We start from the raw sequence: 21,618 nt of genomic DNA, 5'->3' as shown, positions 1-21,618 counted from the left end.
TTGCGTTTCGTTTCGTGAAGTTTGGCGTGGTGACGTGGTGTGTGGTGCGGTTACAGGCTGATGCGCGCGGGCTCGTCGAATAGCGCCGCGTCACGCGCGTCGCTTGTCGCGATGACGACGGGCACAGTGCGCGAGATTTCACGCAGGCGTGCGGCGACCCGAGCCCGGTCTGCGGGGTCGCGCAGCGCGTCAAGATCGTCGATCACGAGCAGCTCTGGCCGCGCGATGAGCGCGAGCGCGATGCGAACGAGCAGGTCGTCGGCGGGGCCGAGCTCACGACACAGCCGCGAGGCGTCGGGGTGCGGGGCGGCTTCATTGGGCTGACGTGAGCCAAAGGAGGGGCCGAACGCGGGGGCGAGCAGCTCGTGCGCAACCTCGGCGGTGATGCGCGGGGTGCGACGCCACCAGGGCAGCTCCCACGAGAGCCGCTCGCGTAGGGTCGCTGCAAGCGTGACGGCGGGCTCGAGCTCGTCAATGCCCGCAAACCCGGCGATGCCGGTGATGCGCCGAATCTCGCCGGTGCGCGTCTCGCGAAGCACCTCGACCGTGCCGCCCTCAGGTTTCATACGCCCCGCAATGGTGAGCAGCAGTGCAGTGCGACCAGATCCGCTCACACCCGTCACCAGGGTGACCGGTGCTGCGGTAGACGCGTCGAGCGGGCCGAACACTCGGCCGCGCGGGCCGTCTACGCTCGTGCCCGCGAGGCGAAGTACGGGGGCGGTGTCGGCAGCCGTATCGGCGCCGCTCTCGGCAAGGGTGGGCGTGTGCACGGGGCTCCTCGGTGTAACATTACTTGAACTGACTAGTCAGTCTAAAGTCGCCGACACGGGCCGTCAAGTCAGGCTCGGGAATATCCCAGCGAGCTCCCCGTTACATTTACATGCAAGTGCATGTAAACTGGGCACATCGGCCCCCAATCCGCAGGAGCACACAACATGGAATTTGGCATCTTCTCGGTCTCAGACGTGACCCGTGACCCCGTCTCGGGGTACACCCCCAGTGAGGCCGAGCGCATTCAGGGGCTCGCCCGCATCGCCACCCACGCCGAAGAAGTGGGCATGGACGTGTTTGCGATCGGCGAGCACCACAACCCCCCGTTCTTTTCGTCCACCCCCACCACGTTTCTCGCGTACATCGCGGCGAAAACGAAGACACTCAAGCTCTCCACCAGCACCACCCTCATCACCACCAACGATCCGGTGCGCATCGCCGAAGAGTACGCGATGCTGCAGCACCTCGCCGGTGGCCGCATGGACTTGATGCTCGGCCGCGGCAACACCGCCCCCGTCTACCCGTGGTTTGGCAAGGACATTCGCAGCGCGCTGCCCCTCGCCCTCGAAAACTACAACCTGCTGCACCGCCTGTGGCGGGAGGACGTCGTCGACCACGAAGGTAACTTTCGCACCCCGCTGCAGGGATTCACGAGCACCCCGCGTCCGCTCGACGACGTCGCACCGTTTGTGTGGCACGGCTCGATCCGGACCCCCGAGATTGCCGAGCAAGCCGCGTACTACGGAGACGGGTTCTTCTCAAACCACATCTTCGCCCCGAGCGAGCACTCACTGCGGCTCATTAATTTCTACCGCGAGCGCTACGAGCACTACGGTCACGGCAGCGCGAAGCAGGCGATCGTGGGGCTCGGCGGCCAGACGTTCATCGCGAAGAAGTCGCAGGATGCACTCGACGGGTTTCGCCCCTACTTCAACGAGGCGCCCGTGTACGGCCACGGCCCGCGCATGGAAGACTTCATGCGGCAGACACCGCTGTCGGTCGGCAGCCCGCAAGAGGTCATCGACAAGACCCTCAGCTTTCGCGACATCTTTGGTGACTACCAGCGCCAAATGTTCTTGATCGACCACGCCGGCCTCCCCGAGAAGACCGTGCTTGAGCAGCTCGACCTGCTCGGCAGCGAGGTGCTGCCCGTGCTGCGGCGTGAACTCGCCGCACGCCGCGACCCCGAAGTGCCCGAGACGCCCAGTCATGAGACCCTGGTACGTGCAAAGTACGGCGATGCCGAGCCGCGCCAGCCACGGCCAGCCGCCAACCGGGGTGACAACGTCACGGGCGGATCGCCCTATTTAAACCCCGCCGCCAGCAACTAACACCGAAGGACCCACCATGACGAGCCCCACCCGCAACGACGTGCGCCTCGCAAACCAGTCGTGGGAGGCGCTCATGACCGCGCACGCCACGCTCATGGAGCGCTTCGCGGGCGAAAGCATGTGGCACGACGTGAACATGCGCGAGTACGACGTGCTGTACACGCTCGCAAAAGCCGACGAACCCCTGCGCCTGTGCGAGCTGCAAGAGGGCGTGCTGCTGAGCCAGCCAGCACTGTCACGCATGGTCGACCGGCTCATCACACGGGGCCTCCTGGCACGCGCCCAAGACCCCGCCGATGGGCGCGCGGTGCGCATCTCGCTCACCGCGCTAGGCGCCGAGGTGCAGCGCGACGCGGGCCGCGCGCACGCCCGCAGCATCGCCCGCGATGTGGGCGGTGTGCTCACCACCGAAGAGCTCGGCGAGCTCGAACGCATCTGCAAGAAGCTGGTTTCTTAGGTTCCGGATCGGTTTGCTTGCGGGCTTATTGGCTTGCGGCCTTATTGGCTTGCGGCCTTATTGGCTTGCGGCCGCGTTCGGGGTGGGGTGCCGCCGCTCGCTTAGAGCGGGGACCCCTCGCGTGTCGCTTCGCGCCACGCGGCCCCGATGCGCTCGCTGGCGGCGCCCCACCCCGAACGCTCTACCCGTCCTCAATCTTGAAGGAGCACCGACATGAACGCACCCCTCGATGGCGTCGCCCCTGTTGCAACGCCCGCCTCGATTCCCACCACCAGCACCGTGAATCTCGCGGTGGTGACCGCGGGCACGAGCGACCCCTCGACCACGACAATGCTGGCCCAGCGCGTGGCCGACGCCGTGACGAAGCTCGGCGCCCAGCAGGGCATCACGGTGCAGGTGCGCGTCGTCGACCTGCGGCTTATCGCCGGCGACATCACCGCCGCGCTCGTGTCTCGGCACGAGTCTGAGGCGCTCACAGCGGCGAGCGAGATTCTGCGCGACGCCGACGCCATCGTCGCGGCGACCCCTGTGTACAAAGCTGGTGCGAGCGGACTCTTTACGTCGTTCTTCCAGGTGCTCGACAACGACCTGCTCATCGGCACCCCCGTCGCGCTCGCGGCCACAGCGGGCAGCGCCAGGCATGCCCTCGTAATCGATGACCAGCTGCGCGGCCTTTTCGCCTACCTGCGCACCGTGACAGTACCCACCTCGGTGTTCGCCGAACCCGCCGACTGGACGAGCAACGACCTCGGCAAACGCGCCGATCGCGCCGCCACCGAGCTGCTCGCCCTCGTCACGGGCGGGTTTCGAGGCGCCGTGCGCGGTCAAGCATGGGGCGCCTACCAGCACTCATACGGTAGCGCCGGCGGCACCGAGCTCGGCATCAACCTCGACTCAGACCTGATGCGACTGGCGACCGGCGGTTAAGCGCGCGCTTTCGACCGTGAAGCCGCACCATCCGGCACCGAAATATCGAGTCGGCACGGTAAAAGCGCTTTTAACGTGCCGACTCGTTATTTCAATGCCCGGTCAAGCAGGGTGCGCGTCTTGCCACTGTGCGGCACGTGCCGACAGCAGGCCGGCCAAGCGTTGCAGCTCGCCAGGCGCGACGCCGTCGGCCGACGCGCGGCCGAGCGCAAGACCCAGCAGAAACGTGCTGAGCGGCGCGGCCGGGCGCGCGACCGCGTGCGCCACGTCTTTGGCCACGTCAAGCACGACCGGTATCGAGACCTGACCGGGCTCAAGCCCGAGCTGGGCCGCCGCCGCGACGAGCCACTCGTCGAGCGCCTCGGGAGGCAGGTGTGTCGCCATTGTTATGTCCCTTCAATCGGTGGAACCGCTCGAGCGCAGCCGGGCCGCGGCCAGCGACTCAGGCGTATCAATATCGGCGGCGAGCGCCGTTGGTACGCGCAGTTCGCGCAGTTTCATCCCTGCAAGTGCGCGGCGTACGGGCGCATCGACGACCTCGTGTCCCATCTCTGCACAGGCTGCGGCGAGCGCTTGGGCCCGGTAGTTTGCGGCGAGCCACTGCGGTTTGCCCGCGCCGTCGACAAGCAGGGTGCCGTCGGCTTCGCTGTCTGCTCGCGCCTGAGTCTGCGCTAAAGCGTGGTCTTTACCGAGTACGGTGCACACGCGTTCGGGGTATTCGAGGTCACACGCGAGCACCCACACCCACGGTGCGGTCACCTCGGTGATGCCAGCGGCGATACCGGCGAGCGGCCCCGCAAACTCGGGGTTCTCGCGCAGCACGACATCTGCTCCGGTGCCGGCCGTCTGCGGGCCGACAACGATCACGCGCGCGGCGCCTGCGATCCGGCTCGCACGTACGACCCGATCGACGAGGCGTTCGCCCGCGAGCTCCAGGGTTGCCTTGTCGACGCCGCCGAGCCTCGACCCGCGGCCGCCAGCGAGCACGATCGCGTCGAATGTCGCGCCGAACCCGGCATCGTGCGCCTGAGTCTTTTCGTACACTGCAGCCTCCGTTCGGTGGCATAGCCTGAGACCACTATGCCGCATGATCGGCCACTTTGCAGGCATTGATGCCGCGCGTCAGTGTTATTAACACCGTGCCTCAGCGTTACGGTGTGACCCGCACCACGGTGACGCGATCGCCTCGCCCAACGTCGCCGGTCTCGGGCCCGACGAGCGCGTAGCCCTCGGCAGCACCAAACCCGCCGACCGAGTGTGACACCCGCCCCGCGTGCACGGCGGGCTCGCACCAGAGATCGGCCTGTGTCGCGGTCTCGGCGCCCGGCTCGGCGCCCGGCTCGCTCACCGCCTCAACGAATCGCACGGGTAACACCTGCAGCCTGCCTGCGGCGCCCCGCCATTCCGCCGCGGCGTACGCGGTGAGACGCTGCCTCGCCGTGTCTGCGCACCCCTGCATGGCGCGCAGTGCCGGGCGCACGAAAAGCTCGAAGCTCACGGCGGCGCTCACGGGGTTACCGGGCAGCGCAAACACCATAGCCCCCGCTGCAAGTCGGCCCGTGCACTGCGGCTGCCCGGGTCGCACGGCCACTCGTACGGCACGCACGCCCGGTTCGCTTTCAAGCGCGATGCGCATCACGTCACGGGTGCCGGGGCCGACCCCGCCCGTCGTAATGATCGCGTCGTAGCGCGTCCCCAGATCTTGTAGTCGCGCGCGCACCGCCGCTACGTCGTCGACGCTGTGCTCGATGTGCACATCGGCAAACCCCGACTCGGCGAGCAGCCCGCCCACGAGCAGTGAGTTTGACTCGACGATCTGGCCGCGCTCGAGCGCAGTGCCCGCGGGGCGCAACTCGGCCCCGGTTACGAGCACGGCAACGCGCGGTACCAGGCGCACCAGCACGTCCGCGATGCCGGCCGCGGCGATCGCCGACGCCCGGGCGGCCGTGAGGGTTGCGCCTGGTTCTGCCACGAGGTCGCCCGCGGCCAAGTCTTCGCCGGCACTGCGCACGTCTGTGCCCGGGGCGACCTGCGTGGTCACCCGCACCGCGCGGTCGGCCCAGGCGTGCGCGGCACGATCCGGCGCAGCGGTACGGTCACCAGCAGCGGTACGGTCACCAGCCGCGCGGTCGCCGAGGGTCGCCTCGACCCGCACGACCGCGTCGGCAGCGGTGGGCAGCGGGGCGCCGGTCATGATGCGCACGCACTCGCCAGCGGCGAGCGGCGGGTCCCAGGCCGAGCCCGCGGCGACCTCGCCGAGCACCGTGAGCTGCGCGGGAGCCTCGGCGGTCGCACCCGAGGTGTCTGCCGCCCGCAGCGCATAGCCGTCCATCGCAGAGTTGGGCCACAGCGGCAGCGCGTGCGCCGCGTGCACCGGCGAAGCGAGCACGCGGCCGAGTGCCGCCGCGATCGGCCGCCGCTCAGTGGGCAGGGGGGTGACCTGCTCGAGGATGCACGCCAGGTGAGTTTCGGGAGAAATTGCCACGCTCGCCGCCTTTCGATCTACTCTTGAAGTATGCCCCGTCGCATCGAGGATTACCGCGGACTCACCCAGCTCAGCCGCGTCAAGCTGATGCATGCCATTCAGCGGCGCCCGGGCCGACTGCTCGCCGAGCTCGCCGAAGAGGTGGGCATTCACATCAACACGGCCCGGGATCATGTGCGCGTGCTCGAAGCCGAGGGGCTCATCACGAGCCGCCCGGTGGCTACCGGCGTGCGCGGCAGACCGCCCGTCGTGTTTGATCCCGTCGAGCGGGCGCACGAGAACCCTGTCGCCGCGCAGCGCACCGAGAGCGCCTGCGCGCAGGGCGACATGCTGCGCAAGATTGCGCCCCACCTCGATCAGACCGCTGAGCTGCCCGCTGCGGCGGCGCACCAGGTCGACACACTGTACACACACCTCGAAGACGTGGGGCTCGAGCCCCAGATCACTGGCGACGGGCTCACAATCGATGTGGCTCCCTGCAAATTCGCGGGCATGCTCGAGGCCGAAAAACGCACCATCTGCAGCGTGCACGCGACGCTCGTGCGCGACCAGCTCACGCACGTCGACGGCCCGCTCAAGCTCGGTCGTTTGAGTCCCTTCGTCACCGAAGATCTGTGCCGGATCGAGCTGTGCCACAAGCTGCCGACTGGCTACCGGCCCACCGGCCGCGCCGCCACCGAGTAGGGGCGGGTGGCAGGGGCTGGGCCCTCGCGGCCCGTACCTCGCGCCAAAATGTTAAGGTGTACCCAATCGGATATGGGGGCATTTATGTTGATTCAACAGCTGCATGCGGCGCGTGAAGCGCACGGAGACACCGTCTCTCAGCTTGCCAAACGGGCAGGAACCTCTCGATCGACGCTATCCAACTATGAGCGGCACGTGAAAATACCGCGTGTTGATACGGCCGAACGTATCGCCGAGGCGCTGGGCCTCGAGTTGATTGCGCTGAAAACCGGGCCAAAACAGGCCTACCTAGATCGTGGTCTCGTGGCACGTTTGGACGCGCTGCACCTCTCACCCGGAGTGGCGGTTCGAACTGCAACACGAGAACTTGCCATGCTTGTTGACGCTGACGTGAACGCTGAGCGCCTCTCACTCTCATGGGGCGCAGTGAAGACACGGGTTGAGGGCACCACCGTGGGGAGCGACGATGATGACCCACTGGAGTTGTACAGGTTAGGCGAGATCGTGCAATCGGCGCAGACCGCAATACAGCAGTCCTCCAATCAGGGCACGCTACCCACACTGGCGGCAAATGGGCGCGTGATTTCTCCATACGAACACTTGGAGCCCGCGCACCAAGCCCTCGACCTGCTCGTACGCGCGGTGTCTGCAGGCGCTGACCCGACGCTTGCCCGACATCTCATTAATAGCTATCTACTCCATAAAGGGTTTCCCTGGTTGTACGTGCGACACAGCCTCGTGAGCGAATATCGGCAAGCCGTCGTGTCGTGCCTGCGAACGGGCAATGGCGACCGCATGGTAGACGTACTGCTGGTGGGCGCAGAAATGTTCATGTCCAGGGCAACAGTATGAGCGGCTCAGACAACGAACGCCAGGAGTCATGGGAGACGACACTCAGACGTTACCCTTCTCAACAGGGTGAGGTGATTGCAATACCTGAGCCCATTTGGGCTGACCTAAGCAGTGATGTGAAGCACATCACACCAGCGGGTAGGGCCAGAGCGGTTGCTCGTTATAAATTGCGAGAATCTCGCACACTCTATAGCGACGCACGCCTGGAGGGGTTTGCCTTCACCGAGCCCGAGATCATCACGCTCATATCGGGCGGACACGTCGCTGGCCACACGGTCGGAGAAGAGAATCAGGTCGCCGGACTCAAACAGGCCAGTGATTACATGCTGAGTCAGGTCGAAGCCGGTGATCCTATCGAGCCCAACCAAAGCATCTCTGACGACTTACATCTCTTCATCGCGGCGAGCCTAGGCTTGAAATCAATTGCATTTCGTGGAGATCAAACTCAACAATACGAAGGGCCGATGGTACAGCTTCTAACTTGACGGAAACAAGCGCGCAGGGCGTTACACGATGAACTCAGTGCTCATGTCGCACGGGTACGACGCAATATTGGTTCCTGACTCCCTCAAAGCGCAATATGAAGATGCGCTTGTCATCACATATCGAACCGGTGACCTCACTCCGCACATCAGATTTCTGATCGAACGCTACAGCGACGACTAGCAGCTGCGGCCGCTACCGCGTACCGCGCAGCATGCCCGCCACGACGAGCGCGAACGCCCCCACCAGCACCAGCAACCACAGCCCCAGCGAGTACGAGTTTGACTCGGGATGATAGGTCGCGCCCATCACGAGCGGCGGAAAGTACCCGCCGAGTCCGCCGGCCGCCGCCACCACACCGCTCACCGCGCCCACTTTCTCGGGCGGCGTGGACGGCCCGATCCAGGCGAACACCGCCCCCATGCCGAGCCCCATAGCTGAGGCCATCAAGATGAACGTCGCGCCCGTGAGCACACCCTCGGGCGGCTGCTGGCCGACAATGTAGGCGAGTGACACGATCGATGCGAGTGACACGAGCGCCACGATCTTGGGGCCGAACCTGTCTGACAGCACGCCGCCGATGGGGCGCGCAATGACTGCTGCAACAGCGAACAGTGCGGTGCGCGTACCCGCGCCGACGGGGTCAACTTCGCCCGGGTAAATCGTTACGAGGTACTTCGGCAAAAAGTTTGAGAACGCGACAAACCCACCAAACACGATGCCGTACAAAAACGCCATCTCCCACGTCACCGGCAGCTTCAGCGCACCCCACACCTTTGGCACGAGGGGCTGCCTACTCGGCTGCCAAGCCGGTGACTCGCGCATAAAAAACCACACGAGCGCCGCGGTTGCGATCATGAGCACCGCAATGAACACGTGGGTTTCGACATAGCCGAGCTGCCGCAGCAGCCTGGGCGTAAAAAACGCAGAGACAGCGGTGCCGATCATGCCCATACCAAACACACCGTTTGCAAAGCCCCGCCGCTTCGGCTCATACCAGGCGCTCGCAAAGGGTACGCCGACCGCAAAAATCGTGCCCGCTACCCCGAGGTAGGTGCCCGCTACGATGAGCAGCGCAAAACTGCCGATCGACCCCGCGAACGCCACAAGCAGCACGGCCGGAGCCGCCCCGAGCAACACGGCCGTAAACATGATGCGGGCACCGAAGCGGTCAGTGAGCGCTCCCACCACGATGCGGCCGAGCGCGCCCACGAGCACCGGGGCGGCGAGCATCAGCGAAATCTGCCCCTCGTTTAGGCTCATGCCCTCCGCATAAAACCGCTGAATCGGCGAGATCAGCATCCACGCCCAAAACCCGACGGCGCTCGCAAGCGTCGCGAGCAGCAGCTGCGGCAATTGCCCACGCAGGCTCTCGCTCTGGTGGGGTTGTACAGCTTGCTGCGGTGGAGTCTTCGTCGTCACGTTGCGCCTCGCGATCTTAGCCGCGAGCGATTTCCACTCGCGTGAATACGCCAAATACGCAGCGACTGTGTGACCCACACCCGTTGCCAAAATTTGGCGTTGCACAGAGAATAACCCGGTCACCCCCACGGGGGCTAGCGCAATGACCGTGTTTATTTCATATGATGATCGGGTGTTTTCTCTTTTAGAACAAAAAGATAATAAACACGGTGAAAAGCTTGCATACCTCCCCTTCACAGGGCAATGCTGGAGACATCCGCTACAGATGGGAGCTTTTGTCATGGCCGAAACCCCGCACCCCGCCACCGACGGCGCACTCGCAGACACGCTGTTGAACATGGGGCGGTTTATGCGCCGTGGCGAGACAAGCCCCGACCTGCGCGCCATGTTTCTCGAGGGTGGCCGCAAGGGCGACGTGTTCTACCGCGACCGCTGGTCGCACGACAAGGTGGTGCGTTCGACCCACGGCGTGAACTGCACCGGATCATGCTCATGGAAGGTGTATGTCAAGGACGGCATCATCACGTGGGAGACGCAGCAGACCGACTACCCTTCAGTGGGCCCCGACTCCCCCGAGTACGAGCCGCGCGGCTGCCCCCGCGGCGCGGCGTTTAGCTGGTACACCTACTCCCCCACGCGCGTGCGCTACCCGTACATTCGTGACGTGCTCGCCGAGCTCTACCGCGACGCGAAGGCGCAGCACCCCGACCCCGTCGACGCCTGGGCGTCAATTGTTGAAGACCCGATCAAGGCAAACCGCTACAAGCGCGCCCGCGGCAAGGGTGGCCTGATTCGCGCGACCTGGGACGAGGCGATGGAGATCGCCGTCGCCGCCCAGGTCTACTCCGTCAAGAAGTATGGGCCCGATCGCATCGCGGGTTTCTCACCCATTCCGGCGATGTCGATGGTGTCTCACGGCGCCGGATCGAGGTATCTCAACCTCGTCGGCGGCACGATGCTCTCGTTCTACGACTGGTATGCCGACCTGCCGGTCGCGAGCCCGCAGGTGTTTGGTGACCAGACCGACGTACCCGAGTCGGCCGACTGGTGGAACGCGGGCTACCTGATCATGTGGGGGTCCAACGTGCCCGTCACGCGCACCCCCGACGCCCACTTCATGACCGAGGCCCGCTACCGCGGCCAAAAGGTCGTGACGGTATCGCCCGACTACACCGACAACACCAAGTTTGCCGACGAGTGGGTGGCCCTGCACCCCGGCACCGACGCCGCGCTCGGCCTCGCCATGGGGCACGTGATCTTGAAGGAGCACTACGTCGAGAAGCGCACCGCACGCTTCGAAGACTACATGCGCCGGTTCACCGATTCGCCGTTTCTCGTAGAGGTCGATGCGCTCGAAGGCGACGCTGCCGCCGCGTTCGACCCCGCCACCGGCAAGCTCGTACCCGGCAAGTTCGTGACCGCGGCCGACCTGGGCGGCGAAGCAGCCGCCGCCACCAACGCCGAGTTCAAACCCGCACTGCTCGATATGTCGGGCGACGCACGCGTGCCAAACGGTTCGCTCGGCCACCGCTACGCGCAGGCAGACAAAGGCAAGTGGAACCTCGACCTGGGCGACATCGTCCCGGCTCTGTCGGTCGCAGATCTTGAATCCTGGAACGGCGACGCCGTCGAACTGTCGCTGCCCCGCTTTGACCTCGCGCCCGAGGAGGGGCAGGAGCACGCGGGCGGATCCGGCGTTGTAACAAGGGGCGTGCCCGTGATGCGCGTCGCAGGAAAGCTGGTGACGACGGTCTTCGACCTGATGCTCGCGCAGTACGGTGTGGCGCGCGAGGGCCTGCCGGGCCAGTGGCCCGCGGGCTACGACGACGCCGCGACACCGGGCACCCCGGCGTGGCAAGAGGAGCACACGAGCGTGCCCGCCGAGCAGGCGATACGCATCGCCCGCGAGTTCGCCGACAATGCCGACCGGTCGGGCGGCCGCTCCATGATTTTGATGGGCGCTGGCACCAACCACTGGTTCCACTCAGACACGATCTACCGCACGTTTCTCGCGCTCACGATGATGACGGGCTGCCAGGGCGTGAACGGCGGCGGCTGGGCACACTACGTGGGGCAAGAGAAGGTGCGCCCGCTCACCGGGTACCAGCAGTACGCGGCCGCCGCCGACTGGCAGCGGCCGCCTCGGCACACGATCGGCACCGCGTTTTGGTACCTCGCGACCGACCAGTGGCGCTACGACGGGCTGCCCGCCAACTCGCTCGCCTCACCGCTCGCGCGCGGCCAGTTCGACGACCGCACGACCGCCGATTGCCTCGTCGAATCGGCGAAGCGTGGCTGGATGCCGAGCTACCCGACCTACAACCGCAACCCGCTCGACCTCGCCGACGAGGCAGAGCGGGCGGGCAAGGAGCCTGCCCAGCACGTCGTCGACTCACTGAGCGACGGGTCGCTCGCCTACGCGTGCGAAGACCCCGATGCGCCCGAGAACTTTCCGCGCGTCGTGCTGATCTGGCGCGCCAACGTCTTGGGCTCGTCGGGCAAGGGCAACGAGTACTTCTTGAAGCACCTGCTCGGCACCGACGCGGCCGTACGTGCGCCCGAAGCGGGGCCGGGCGAGCGGCCCCGCGACATGGCCTGGCACGATGAAGCACCCGAGGGCAAGCTCGACCTGCTCGCGACCGCCGACTTCAGAATGACGAGCACCACACTGTTCTCTGACATCGTGTTCCCCGCCGCGACCTGGTACGAGAAGTACGACCTGTCGTCGACCGACATGCACCCGTTCATTCACTCGTTCAACCCGGCGATCGCGCCGCCCTGGCAGACGAAGACCGACTTCGAGCTGTTTGGGCTCATGGCGCAGCGCTTTGGCGAATTCTCTGAAACGCACCTGGGGGTGCGCAAGGACGTCGTCGCAACCCCGCTGCAGCACGACACCCCCGACGCGATGGCAACCCCCAAGGGTCGCGTGCCAGAGGGCGCGCCGCTCATACCGGGCGTCACGATGCCTAAGCTCACCGTCGTCGAGCGCGACTACCCCGGCATCTTCGATCGCTGGCGGTCACTCGGCCCGCTCACGAGCGAGCTCGGCATGATGACGAAGGGCATCAAATACCAGCCGGATCCCGAGATCGAAGCCCTCGCGCACGTGAACGGCACGGTGCCAAACGGGCCGTGCGAGGGGCGTGTGCGGCTCGACACCGACAAGCGGGCGTGCGAGATGATTCTCGCGTTCTCGGGCACGAGCAACGGGCGCCTCGCAACACAGGGCTTTCGCCAGCTCGAAGAACACACGGGCCAGAAGATGGCGTTCCTGTCTGAGGAACACGAGGGCTCGCGCATCACATTTCATGACGTGCAGGTGCAGCCGCGCAGCGTGATCACCTCACCCGAATGGTCGGGGTCTGAGCACGGCGGCCGCAGGTACACCGCGTTCGCGATCAACGTCGAGCATTTGAAACCCTGGCACACGCTCACAGGAAGGCAACACTTCTATCTCGACCACGACTGGATGCAAGAGCTCGGCGAGCAGCTTCCCGTCTACCGCCCGCCGCTCGACATGCACCGCCTGTTTGGTGATGCGAAGCTCGGCCGCACGAGCACGCACGAGTCGGGCAACGCCGAGGTCGCGGTGCGCTACCTCACCCCGCACTCGAAGTGGTCGATTCACTCTGAGTACCAAGACAACCTGTTCATGCTCTCGCTGTCGCGCGGCGGGCCCACGATCTGGATGAGCCCCGGGGACGCCGACAAGATTGGGGTGCGCGACAACGAGTGGATCGAATCGTACAACCGCAATGGCGTGGTGGTGGCCCGCGCGATCGTATCGCACCGCATGCCCGAGGGCACCGTCTACATGTACCACGCCAAAGATCGCACGGTCGATGTGCCGATTGCCGAGACGAGCGGGCTGCGCGGCGGCATTCACAACTCGCTCACCCGCATTCTGATGAAACCGAGCCACCTAATCGGCGGCTACGCGCAGCTCGCGTGGGCGTTCAACTATCTGGGGCCCACGGGCAACCAGCGCGACGAGGTGACGACTATTCGTCGCCGCAGCCAGGAGGTGCAGTACTGATGAAGGTCATGGCGCAGATGTCGATGGTCATGAACCTCGACAAGTGCATCGGGTGTCACACCTGCTCGGTGACGTGCAAGCAGGCGTGGACCAACCGCTCGGGCGTCGAGTATGTCTGGTTTAACAACGTCGAGACCCGGCCTGGGGTCGGCTACCCGCGCGGCTACGAAGACCAAGACAAGTGGCGCGGCGGCTGGGTGCGCGACAAGAAGGGCAGGCTGCGGCTGCGCGACGGTGGCCGGCTGCACAAGCTGAGCCGCATCTTCTCAAACCCCAAGCTGCCTGAGATTCACGACTACTACGAGCCGTGGACCTACGACTACGACATGCTGCTGAACGCGCCCAGCGGCGCGCACACCCCCGTCGCGAAACCCAAGAGCTTACTCACCGGGAAGGACATGAAGATCGGGTGGTCTGCGAACTGGGATGACAACCTGGGCGGCTCGATCGAGACGATGCAAGACGACCCGATCCTCAAAAAGATGAGCGAGCAGGTCGAGGCCGAGTACCAAAAGGCCTTCATGTTCTATCTACCGCGCATCTGCGAGCACTGCCTCAACCCGTCGTGTGTCGCATCGTGCCCTTCTGGTGCAATGTACAAGCGTCAAGAGGACGGCATTGTGCTCGTCGACCAAGACGCCTGCCGCGGCTGGCGCATGTGCGTGTCTGGCTGCCCCTATAAGAAGGTGTACTTTAACCACCGCACAGGCAAGGCCGAGAAGTGCACGATGTGTTACCCGCGCATCGAGGTGGGGTTGCCCACTGTGTGCGCCGAGACCTGCGTGGGGCGACTGCGCTATCTGGGGCTCGTGCTCTACGACGCCGACCGTGTCGCCGAGGCCGCGTCTGTTGAGAACGAGCACGACCTGCTCGAAGCACAAAAATCTGTGATTCTCGATCCCTTCGACCCCGAGGTCGTGGCGGGCGCACGCGCCGAGGGGATCCCCGAGGACTGGATCACGGGCGCTCAGAAGAGCCCCATCTACAAGCTCATTAAAGAGTATGAGGTCGCGCTCCCGCTGCACCCCGAGTACCGCACGATGCCCATGGTCTGGTACATTCCGCCGCTGTCGCCCGTCGTCGATGTCGTCACCGGCTCTGGGGCCGACGGCGAAGACGCGCGCACGCTGTTCGCTGCGATCGATAAGCTCCGGATCCCTATTGGGTACCTCGCCGAGATCTTCAGCGCCGGTGACCCCGCTCCCGTCGACCTCGCGCTGCGCAAGCTCGCAGCGATGCGCTCGTTCATGCGGGGCGTGTCAATCGATGATGTGCGTGACGAACGCATCGCAAACGCGGTGGGCATGTCGGGCGCCGCGATCGAAGAGATGTATCGGCTGCTCGCGATCGCAAAGTATGAGGAGCGGTACGTGATTCCGTCGGCCCACGCCGAGCAGGCCCACGACCTCGAAGAGATGGGGTGCTCGCTCGAGTTCGACGGCGGCCCGGGCATGGGCGGCGCGGGCCCCTTCGGCTCGTCGAGCGGTGAGCCCGTCCCCGTAGCGGTCGAGAACTTCAACGCGCTCAAGAACCGGCAGACCGCAGACCGACCGTCGACACCCGGCCGCGTAAACCTGCTCAACTGGGACGGCAACGGCAGCCCCGACGGGCTCTTTCCACCCTCTGGCACCCCCACCACGCTGCCAGAGGGCGACCTCGGGCCCGTGCGCAAAACCGGCAAGCAGGGCCGAGAGCGGGGGCAGGCGTGATCACGAAACTGCTCAATCGTGTCACGCCGAGGCGCCCGCTGCCGGGCACCCTGGCGCCTGTGACGCTTACGCGCGATGAGCGATCCGGAGCGCACATGCTCGCCTCGCTCTTGCTCGATTACCCGGGCCCCGAGTGGTTCGCGCGCTTAGACACGCTCGAAGCCCACGCGCGCACGCTGCCCCCCGTGCTGTCCCAGCTTTTCACCGAGTTCATCGACCTTGCGCGGGCGGCGGGCCCCACCGAATGGCAGCGGCAGTACGTGGTCACGTTCGACCTGAAACGCAAGTGCAGCCTCTACCTCAGCTACTTCGCGACCGGTGACACCCGCAAGCGCGGCACCGCGCTCGTCACGTTCATCGAAGCGTACCGCGCGGCAGGGTGGGAGATCGCTCCAGACGAGCTGCCCGACTATCTGCCCGCTGTGCTCGAGTTCTCGGCACGCTCGGGCGACCCGATTGCCGAGGCGCTGCTAGCCGCGCACCTCGAGGGCATCGAGGTGCTGCGCGCCGCGCTCGAAGCGATCGACAGCCCGTGGGCGGGCGTCGTGCGCACCGTCACGCTGTCGCTGCCGCAGGTGGACCGCGAAACGCGCGAACGCGTGCTGGCGCTCGTGAGCGAAGGCCCGCCCACCGAAACCGTGGGGCTCAGCTTCTTAGGTAACCTACCGCCGTTCAATCCGAGGGGGGACGTATGAGCACCTTAGACATTTTGTTGTGGGTGGCGCTGCCGTACGCGTGCGCTGCCGTCTTCATTGTCGGCCATATTTGGCGCTATCGCTACGACAAGTTTGGCTGGACCACCCGCTCGAGCCAAACCTACGAGAACCGGCTGTTGCGCTGGGGCTCGCCCATGTTTCACTTTGGTATTTTGATGGTGATCGCGGGCCACGTCGTGGGTCTGCTAATTCCGCGAGAGTGGCTCAACGCGATCGGCATCAACGATCACATGTACCACCTCGGCGCCGTATGGATGGGCTCGTTCGCGGCGGTGCTGACGCTGGCCGGCCTCGCAATCTTGATCTACCGCCGCCGCACCGTTGGCCCCGTGTTTCTTGCGACCACGGTGATGGACAAGGTGATGTACGTGTTCTTGGGCATGACGCTGATCTTTGGCACGCTTTCGACGGTCGTCTACCAAATGTTTGGCGAGGGGTTCACCTATCGCACCACAATCTCGCCGTGGATCAGGCACCTGATCATCTTTCAGCCAGAGCCAGAGCTCATGTCGACGGTGCCGCTCTTCTTTCAGCTGCACATCATCTCGGCTTCGCTGCTGTTTGCGCTGTGGCCATTCACGCGGCTGGTACACGTGTGGTCTGCGCCCTTCCCCTACCTGTTTCGCCCGTACATCGTCTATCGATCGCGCGATGCTGGCCCCACCGGTATGCGCCCCGTGAGGCGTGGCTGGGATCCGATCACCGAGCCGCCAGACCCCAAACGCTTGAACCGGCCATAACGATAGGTTACGGTTCACCATACGTCGGATGCGCGTCGCCATCCCCCCATAAACGACGCGCATCCGCCGACCTATTTACACGCGCCTTCGCAGGTGTAAGTGAAACAGGCTTTGTGACAGTACCACAGCGCGGGGCGCTGCTCTGTCTCTCCACACGATAGCCCCACTGTGCTACAGATGTCTATAGTGCGTTTTGGTGGTCGAGAGGTACCGGCTACGGCGTTTGCAGGTCCGCTAGTTCGCGCAGGTCAATGGGATCGGGCACGTTAGGAAACTCGACCGGACGCTGCGAGAGCTCTCGCACGTTGTCAAGTCGGCAAGCGAGTCGCGATGCTCGCGTACCGCTGCACGTTTCGTCGCCGCTGTCGTCAGTGCCGCTGTCGTCGGTGCCGCTGTCGTCAGTGTCGCTCTTCGCGTTCTGCTCCTTGGGGGCGTACTGCCCGATCGCGTCATACTCGCCCGGGAGCACGGGTGCCATGACCGCCCCGCAGGCAAATGACACGATCAGGCAGGCCGCGAGCACGGCCCCCGCCGCGGGCGACCACAGCGCGGGTGCGGCCACGTTCACCAGCACCGTCGCCTTGATCTGACCGCGGGCACGCAACTCAGCCAGCCACGTCAGAAACCACCCCGTGAGCGGCGAGAGCACCATAGCCGACGTCGACAGCAGCATGACCGCTGCGGCATCACCTCTGCTCTGACCGAAGCCCACCGCAGCGTGTATCACGCCAAACAGCAGCCACAGCCCCGCCGATTCAAAGCAACGCAGCACAACGAGCGCCATCTGGCTGCGCCGGTGCGCGGCCAGGCGCACTATCGCATCGCGGTCGAGCACTCCGCCCTCCATGCGACGCGCGCGGGTCAGGTATCCCAGCTGCCACGCCAGCGAGCACGCGAACGACGCCGCGGCGAGCATGCACAGCGCCACAACGACCCAGCGCACCACTACGGCATCGCGCGTGGTCGACGCGACAACGACGGCCGTAACACCGGTCGCCGCCAGGGCACCAAGGACCACGATCTCGCCCAAACGGCGGGCGCGGTCGGCCGGGCCAGATCCGGCAATCTGCGTGCGAAACCCGCGCGAAATGCACTTGCTCAACACCCAATAGCGTGCCCACTGCACGCCGCCCACAATCGCCGCGATAACCCACCACACCACAACATTTCGCGGGTCAGCTGTGCCCCCGGCAAAGCCGGCGAGAATGCCGATCGAAGCGAAAGCGATCAGGTACATTGGCGCGTCGATGCGCACCCTCAGCCGAAACCAGAGCTGCCCAAACAGCGCCGTGCGCGCAATGCGATGCTGGGGGTCACCGGCGAGCAACTTGCTCATCTCGGCCGCGTGCGCAAGCTCTTGCCCCATCATGCCTTTGCCGTTTGTTGGCGTATTGGCGGTGATAAGGCCCGCGTGTAACTCGAGCAGATCGGCGTCTTGCGGTGCCTCTGCAAGCCCCCTCTTGCAGGTCTCGAGGGCAGCACGTGTGCGCCCGAGCCCCCATTGCAAGCGCACGGCAACAGCGATCACGTCTGGTTTGCTCGCAGCAAAGGCGAGCGCCTGCTGCGTTTGTGCGAGCGCAGCGCGTTTCAGGCTGCGCCTGTCGCGACGCTCAGGCATTGCGGCAACAAGAATCTGTGCGCTCTGCAGCAGAAAGGCCGGGTTGTTTGGCTCCGCCGCCAAGCAGGCGTCAACCTCGCGTTCGGCCTGCTGGTGCTTGTTCTGCTGTAACAGCGCGTGAGCCAAGAGGTATCGCGCACTGGCCAGATCGGGGTGCGCCCCCAGCAACTGTTCAAGCGTGAACCGTGCCTCATCGACCCGCCACAGTTTGAGCAGCACCCAGGCACGCTCGTGCAGCAGGTAGGGGTTCTGCGGGTCAACCGCGAGACCCGGGCCAAGCGCCTCGAGCGCCTCGGCAAAGCGCCCCTGTGCACCAAGCATTTCGGCGTGTTTGAGGCATAGATCAATCTGCTGCCCCGGGTCGGGTGCGCCCGCACCGGGAGATGCCGCGCGCACCGTCATTTCATGAATTTTTCGCGGGTGAGGTACTGCTGCAGTTCGTCGTAACGGCCGTCGACGTTGCCAAACGTGACAACATTCACGGCGCTGTGCATCCACCCGCCCGTGCTCGGCTGCACCTCTGCAAATGCGGCATCAAAATCGGCCATCGTGATGGGGCGCACCTGGCCCGCGGCAATCGAATCGGCCATCGCCTTCTCAGCGGCGGTCGTCGCGAGGTGTTCAAGGTCGGCCCCCGAGAATTTCTCCGTGCGCTGCGCGAGCCGTGCAAGGTCGATGCCCGCCAGCGGGCGCCCGGCGAGTGCACCGCGCAGAATTTCGATGCGGGCCGGGGCATCGGGCGGAGTGACCAGCACCACCCGGTCGAAGCGGCCCGGGCGCAGCAGGGCGTCGTCCACCTCCCACGGGTGGTTCGTTGCGGCGAGCACAAACACGCCGTCGTTATTGCTGCCCACCCCGTCGAGCTCGGTGAGGAGCTGATTAACTACCCCACGCATCCACGTGGCGCTCGAACTGTACATCGAACGTTTGCCGCCAATCGAGTCGAGCTCGTCAATGAACAGCACACACGGGGCATGCTTACGGGCACGCTCGAACAGGCGCTGCACGTTCTTTTCGCTTTCACCGATAAACGAATTGAGCACGTCAGCGACGGTGACCGTTAGAAACTTCGCGCCGAGCTCGCCGGCGATCGCCTTCGCAATGAAGGTCTTGCCCGTACCGGGAGGGCCGTAGAGCAACAGGCCGCCGCGCAGGCTCTTCTGAAACGCCTTCGCGATTTCGGGGTTGCGCATGGGTTCGAGAAACGCGACGTTCAATCGGTCTTTCACATGCTGCAGCCCGCCCACATCGGCAAGCGTCACCGCGGGGGTCTCGGGCGGAGCATCGAGCTCGGCCTCGGCAGTGTCACCTGATACGGGCATTGGCTGCGCTGTTTCGGTAGCACCAACGTACTCTATTGACCCGACGAACGGCGGGTCAATCGCCACGTCGACTTCTTGTTCGAGGCGCTGCCAGTCGATCCCGTCGGCGGCACCGGCTTCGCTGTGGCTCGAGCTATCCCCCGCCTCGGCCTGGCTCGGGGCACTCGTGGCACTCGGGGCGCTCAACGCCTCGCGCATCAGCTGCTGCGCTCGCGCGTTGCTCGCATCGCGCACGAGCACCTGAGACAACTCGGTCACGGCGCGCGCAGACTCGCCGTTTGCAAGAAGCAGCTCAGCGAGGTGCAATCGTAGCGGCAGCGATTCGGGGTCTGCGGCCACCGCAGTGGCTATCGCGCTGATGAGGTCAGTCATGTCGCCCCTTTCGGCGTGAACGTTTCGGCCCCGAGCGAGGCCCTTTTAGTCTCTCACGGGGCGGGTGGGCAACGTCGCGGCGACGGCCCGCACGAACCGCGTAGCCGGGGCCGCGAGCACCGCATGCACCTCGCCCTGCTGCGCGATACGGCCACGCTCGATGACGATGAGTCGGTGTGCCAGCTCGGCCGCGTCGACCGCCGAGTGCGACACAACTACGGCGGTGGTGCCGGTGCGCTTAAGTTCTTCACGCAACAGCGCACGCATGTCGGCCGCGGCCTCGACATCGAGCGAGGCAAACGGTTCGTCGACGAGCAGCAGCCGTGGGGCCGCCGCGAGCGCGCGGGCGAGTGCGATGCGCTGACGCTGGCCACCCGACAGCTCTGCGGGCAGCTTCGCGGCCACTTCGTCAAGGCCGAGGCGCGTGAGCCACCCGTCTGCTTCGGCGAGCGCCTCGCGTTTGCCTGTACCACGTGCGCGGGCGGCGAAGGCGATGTTGCGCGCGGCACTGAGGTGCGGAAACAGCCGCGGTTCTTGCCCGAGTAGCCCCACGCCTCGCGCGTGCGGTGGCACGTGCACGCGTTCCCCCGCGTCTGCGAGCACGAGCCCCTGCGCACCACCGAGCACTATGCGGCCCGCGGTGAGACGCTCGGTGCCGGCAAGCGCGTGCACGATGCTTGACTTACCCGCCCCGCTCGGCCCCATGAGCGCGAGTGTCTCGCCAGCCATTAGCTCGAACGACACGTCAAGTTCAAACCCCGTACGCGGCATGCCGATCGCGGCCGAGAGCGCGGCGGGGCTGAGTGGCAATGGCCGCTGCGCGCTGATCCGGCGCCTCATTTGAGCGCCCCGGGCTTCCAGGCGCGCACGCTCACCAGCACCAGCACCGCGGTCGCGAGCAGCAGTAGCGAGAGCGCGACGGCCGGCTCGCGGCCAGACGCGGCGCCGTTGAAGGCCGTGTAGATCGCGAGCGGCATGGTCTGGGTGACGCCCGGAGCGTTACCGGCAAACAGGGCGGTCGCGCCAAACTCCCCGATCGCGCGCGCAAAACACAAGATCACGCCGGCCACGAGTCCCGGGGCCGCGAGCGGCAAGGTCACCCGCGCAAACACCATCCAGGGGCCCGCCCCGAGGGTCGCGGCGGTGCGTTCGTAGGCGGCGCCCGTCGCGCGCAGCGAGCCCTCCACCGACAGCACGAGAAACGGCAGCGCGACGAACGCCTGCGCGAGCACGACCGCGGCGGTCGTGAACGGCAGCGTGACGCCCCACAGCTGCTCGATGACCTGGCCCACGGGGCTCGTGCGACCGAATAAGAACAAGAGCGCGACGCCGCCCACCATGGGCGGCAGCACGAGCGGCACCGCCACGAGCGCCCGCAGCAGCTGCGATGTTTTGGGGCCGGATCGCGCGATGACCAGCGCCAATGGCACGCCGAGCGCGACGCACAGCGCGGTTGCCGCGAGCCCCGTGCCGAGCGACAGCGCGAGCGCCTGCCTGGCGGTTTCGCTCGTGATGTCTTGCCACAGCGTGCTCCATGACGCGCGGCTCACGAGCGCCGCGAGCGGCAGCACGAGCAGTGCGATACCGAGCACGGCGGGCGCGACCGCGACGCCCGGGGCGTTCGAGCCAGTGCGGGAGGTCTTCATGATGCTGTGGTTCCTGTGTGTTGCTGTAGTTTTGCGGTTCTTCG

The 21,618-nt window shown here is 65.7% G+C and carries 20 protein-coding genes; 11 read left to right on the top strand and 9 right to left on the bottom strand.

All coding sequences use genetic code 11. The features are described from left to right. Nucleotides 1-50 precede the first annotated feature (50 nt). On the bottom strand, nucleotides 51-770 hold the full coding sequence (locus tag ACXR2W_RS08795) for an ATP-binding cassette domain-containing protein (protein ID WP_458814391.1): 720 nt from the start codon (nucleotides 768-770) through the stop codon (nucleotides 51-53). Between the two features lie 165 nt (nucleotides 771-935). On the opposite strand from ACXR2W_RS08795, the gene ACXR2W_RS08790 reads away from it, so the two are divergent. From ACXR2W_RS08790 to ACXR2W_RS08780, 3 genes are all read left to right on the top strand, one after another. Beyond that, on the top strand, nucleotides 936-2,102 hold the full coding sequence (locus ACXR2W_RS08790; RefSeq protein ID WP_458814393.1) for a CE1758 family FMN-dependent luciferase-like monooxygenase: 1,167 nt from the start codon (nucleotides 936-938) through the stop codon (nucleotides 2,100-2,102). A gap of 16 nt (nucleotides 2,103-2,118) precedes the next feature. Beyond that, nucleotides 2,119-2,559: a MarR family winged helix-turn-helix transcriptional regulator gene (locus ACXR2W_RS08785; RefSeq protein ID WP_458814395.1), complete on the top strand. Its 441-nt coding sequence runs from the start codon at nucleotides 2,119-2,121 to the stop codon at nucleotides 2,557-2,559. Between the two features lie 213 nt (nucleotides 2,560-2,772). Beyond that, nucleotides 2,773-3,486: a CE1759 family FMN reductase gene (locus ACXR2W_RS08780; RefSeq protein WP_458814397.1), complete on the top strand. Its 714-nt coding sequence runs from the start codon at nucleotides 2,773-2,775 to the stop codon at nucleotides 3,484-3,486. 102 nt (nucleotides 3,487-3,588) lie between these two features. On the opposite strand, the gene ACXR2W_RS08775 is transcribed toward ACXR2W_RS08780, so the two are convergent. From ACXR2W_RS08775 to ACXR2W_RS08765, 3 genes are all read right to left on the bottom strand, one after another. After that, a complete protein-coding gene (locus ACXR2W_RS08775) occupies nucleotides 3,589-3,870 on the bottom strand; it encodes a DUF6457 domain-containing protein (protein ID WP_458814399.1) in 282 nt (93 codons plus the stop codon). 12 nt (nucleotides 3,871-3,882) lie between these two features. Beyond that, nucleotides 3,883-4,530: a molybdenum cofactor guanylyltransferase gene (gene mobA / locus ACXR2W_RS08770; protein ID WP_458814401.1), complete on the bottom strand. Its 648-nt coding sequence runs from the start codon at nucleotides 4,528-4,530 to the stop codon at nucleotides 3,883-3,885. A 106-nt stretch (nucleotides 4,531-4,636) separates the two neighbouring features. After that, nucleotides 4,637-5,971 (bottom strand): molybdopterin molybdotransferase MoeA, encoded by a 1,335-nt coding sequence (locus tag ACXR2W_RS08765; protein ID WP_458814403.1) that lies wholly within the window; start codon nucleotides 5,969-5,971, stop codon nucleotides 4,637-4,639. Nucleotides 5,972-6,001: 30 nt separating this feature from the next. Here ACXR2W_RS08765 and ACXR2W_RS08760 point away from each other — a divergent pair, with 30 nt between their 5' ends. From ACXR2W_RS08760 to ACXR2W_RS08745, 4 genes are read left to right on the top strand one after another with little or no spacing between them, the layout of a single operon-like run. Then, the gene (locus ACXR2W_RS08760; RefSeq protein ID WP_458814405.1) at nucleotides 6,002-6,655 is read left to right on the top strand and encodes a helix-turn-helix domain-containing protein; all 654 of its coding nucleotides are present in this window, start codon (nucleotides 6,002-6,004) and stop codon (nucleotides 6,653-6,655) included. 48 nt (nucleotides 6,656-6,703) lie between these two features. Continuing rightward, entirely contained in the window at nucleotides 6,704-7,507 is an 804-nt protein-coding gene (locus tag ACXR2W_RS08755; protein ID WP_489948842.1) for a helix-turn-helix domain-containing protein, read from the top strand. Then, nucleotides 7,504-7,992: a hypothetical protein gene (locus ACXR2W_RS08750; protein ID WP_458814409.1), complete on the top strand. Its 489-nt coding sequence runs from the start codon at nucleotides 7,504-7,506 to the stop codon at nucleotides 7,990-7,992. The genes ACXR2W_RS08755 and ACXR2W_RS08750 overlap by 4 nt, the downstream gene beginning before the upstream one ends. A 28-nt stretch (nucleotides 7,993-8,020) precedes the next feature. Next, nucleotides 8,021-8,173: a hypothetical protein gene (locus ACXR2W_RS08745; protein ID WP_458814411.1), complete on the top strand. Its 153-nt coding sequence runs from the start codon at nucleotides 8,021-8,023 to the stop codon at nucleotides 8,171-8,173. A gap of 12 nt (nucleotides 8,174-8,185) precedes the next feature. Here ACXR2W_RS08745 and ACXR2W_RS08740 read toward each other — a convergent pair whose 3' ends face one another. Continuing rightward, on the bottom strand, nucleotides 8,186-9,412 hold the full coding sequence (locus ACXR2W_RS08740; protein WP_458814413.1) for a nitrate/nitrite transporter: 1,227 nt from the start codon (nucleotides 9,410-9,412) through the stop codon (nucleotides 8,186-8,188). A 280-nt stretch (nucleotides 9,413-9,692) separates the two neighbouring features. Between ACXR2W_RS08740 and ACXR2W_RS08735 the strand changes: the two genes are divergently transcribed. From ACXR2W_RS08735 to narI, 4 genes are read left to right on the top strand one after another with little or no spacing between them, the layout of a single operon-like run. Then, nucleotides 9,693-13,451 (top strand): nitrate reductase subunit alpha, encoded by a 3,759-nt coding sequence (locus tag ACXR2W_RS08735; RefSeq protein ID WP_458814415.1) that lies wholly within the window; start codon nucleotides 9,693-9,695, stop codon nucleotides 13,449-13,451. After that, on the top strand, nucleotides 13,451-15,160 hold the full coding sequence (narH, locus tag ACXR2W_RS08730; protein ID WP_458814417.1) for a nitrate reductase subunit beta: 1,710 nt from the start codon (nucleotides 13,451-13,453) through the stop codon (nucleotides 15,158-15,160). Before ACXR2W_RS08735 ends, narH begins: the two co-directional genes overlap by 1 nt. Then, nucleotides 15,157-15,855: a nitrate reductase molybdenum cofactor assembly chaperone gene (gene narJ / locus ACXR2W_RS08725; protein WP_458814419.1), complete on the top strand. Its 699-nt coding sequence runs from the start codon at nucleotides 15,157-15,159 to the stop codon at nucleotides 15,853-15,855. Before narH ends, narJ begins: the two co-directional genes overlap by 4 nt. Continuing rightward, nucleotides 15,852-16,616, top strand: coding sequence for a respiratory nitrate reductase subunit gamma (gene narI, locus ACXR2W_RS08720; protein WP_458814421.1), 765 nt, complete (start codon nucleotides 15,852-15,854; stop codon nucleotides 16,614-16,616). The genes narJ and narI overlap by 4 nt, the downstream gene beginning before the upstream one ends. A 214-nt stretch (nucleotides 16,617-16,830) precedes the next feature. Here narI and ACXR2W_RS08715 read toward each other — a convergent pair whose 3' ends face one another. Genes ACXR2W_RS08715 through ACXR2W_RS08700 form a run of 4 tightly spaced genes read right to left on the bottom strand, consistent with a single transcriptional unit; the run spans nucleotide 16,831 to nucleotide 21,574 of the window. Beyond that, nucleotides 16,831-18,636: a tetratricopeptide repeat protein gene (locus ACXR2W_RS08715; RefSeq protein ID WP_458814423.1), complete on the bottom strand. Its 1,806-nt coding sequence runs from the start codon at nucleotides 18,634-18,636 to the stop codon at nucleotides 16,831-16,833. Continuing rightward, entirely contained in the window at nucleotides 18,633-19,928 is a 1,296-nt protein-coding gene (locus tag ACXR2W_RS08710; protein WP_458814425.1) for an ATP-binding protein, read from the bottom strand. Before ACXR2W_RS08710 ends, ACXR2W_RS08715 begins: the two co-directional genes overlap by 4 nt. 45 nt (nucleotides 19,929-19,973) lie before the next feature. Beyond that, entirely contained in the window at nucleotides 19,974-20,768 is a 795-nt protein-coding gene (locus ACXR2W_RS08705; protein WP_458814427.1) for an ATP-binding cassette domain-containing protein, read from the bottom strand. Then, nucleotides 20,765-21,574: an ABC transporter permease gene (locus tag ACXR2W_RS08700; RefSeq protein WP_458814429.1), complete on the bottom strand. Its 810-nt coding sequence runs from the start codon at nucleotides 21,572-21,574 to the stop codon at nucleotides 20,765-20,767. Before ACXR2W_RS08700 ends, ACXR2W_RS08705 begins: the two co-directional genes overlap by 4 nt. Between the last annotated feature and the right edge of the window lie 44 nt (nucleotides 21,575-21,618).

The sequence above is a fragment of the Leucobacter faecis genome, assembly GCF_054456695.2.
The sequence above is the reverse complement of the archived record's forward strand: the minus strand, read 5'-3'. Positions and strand labels throughout refer to the sequence as shown.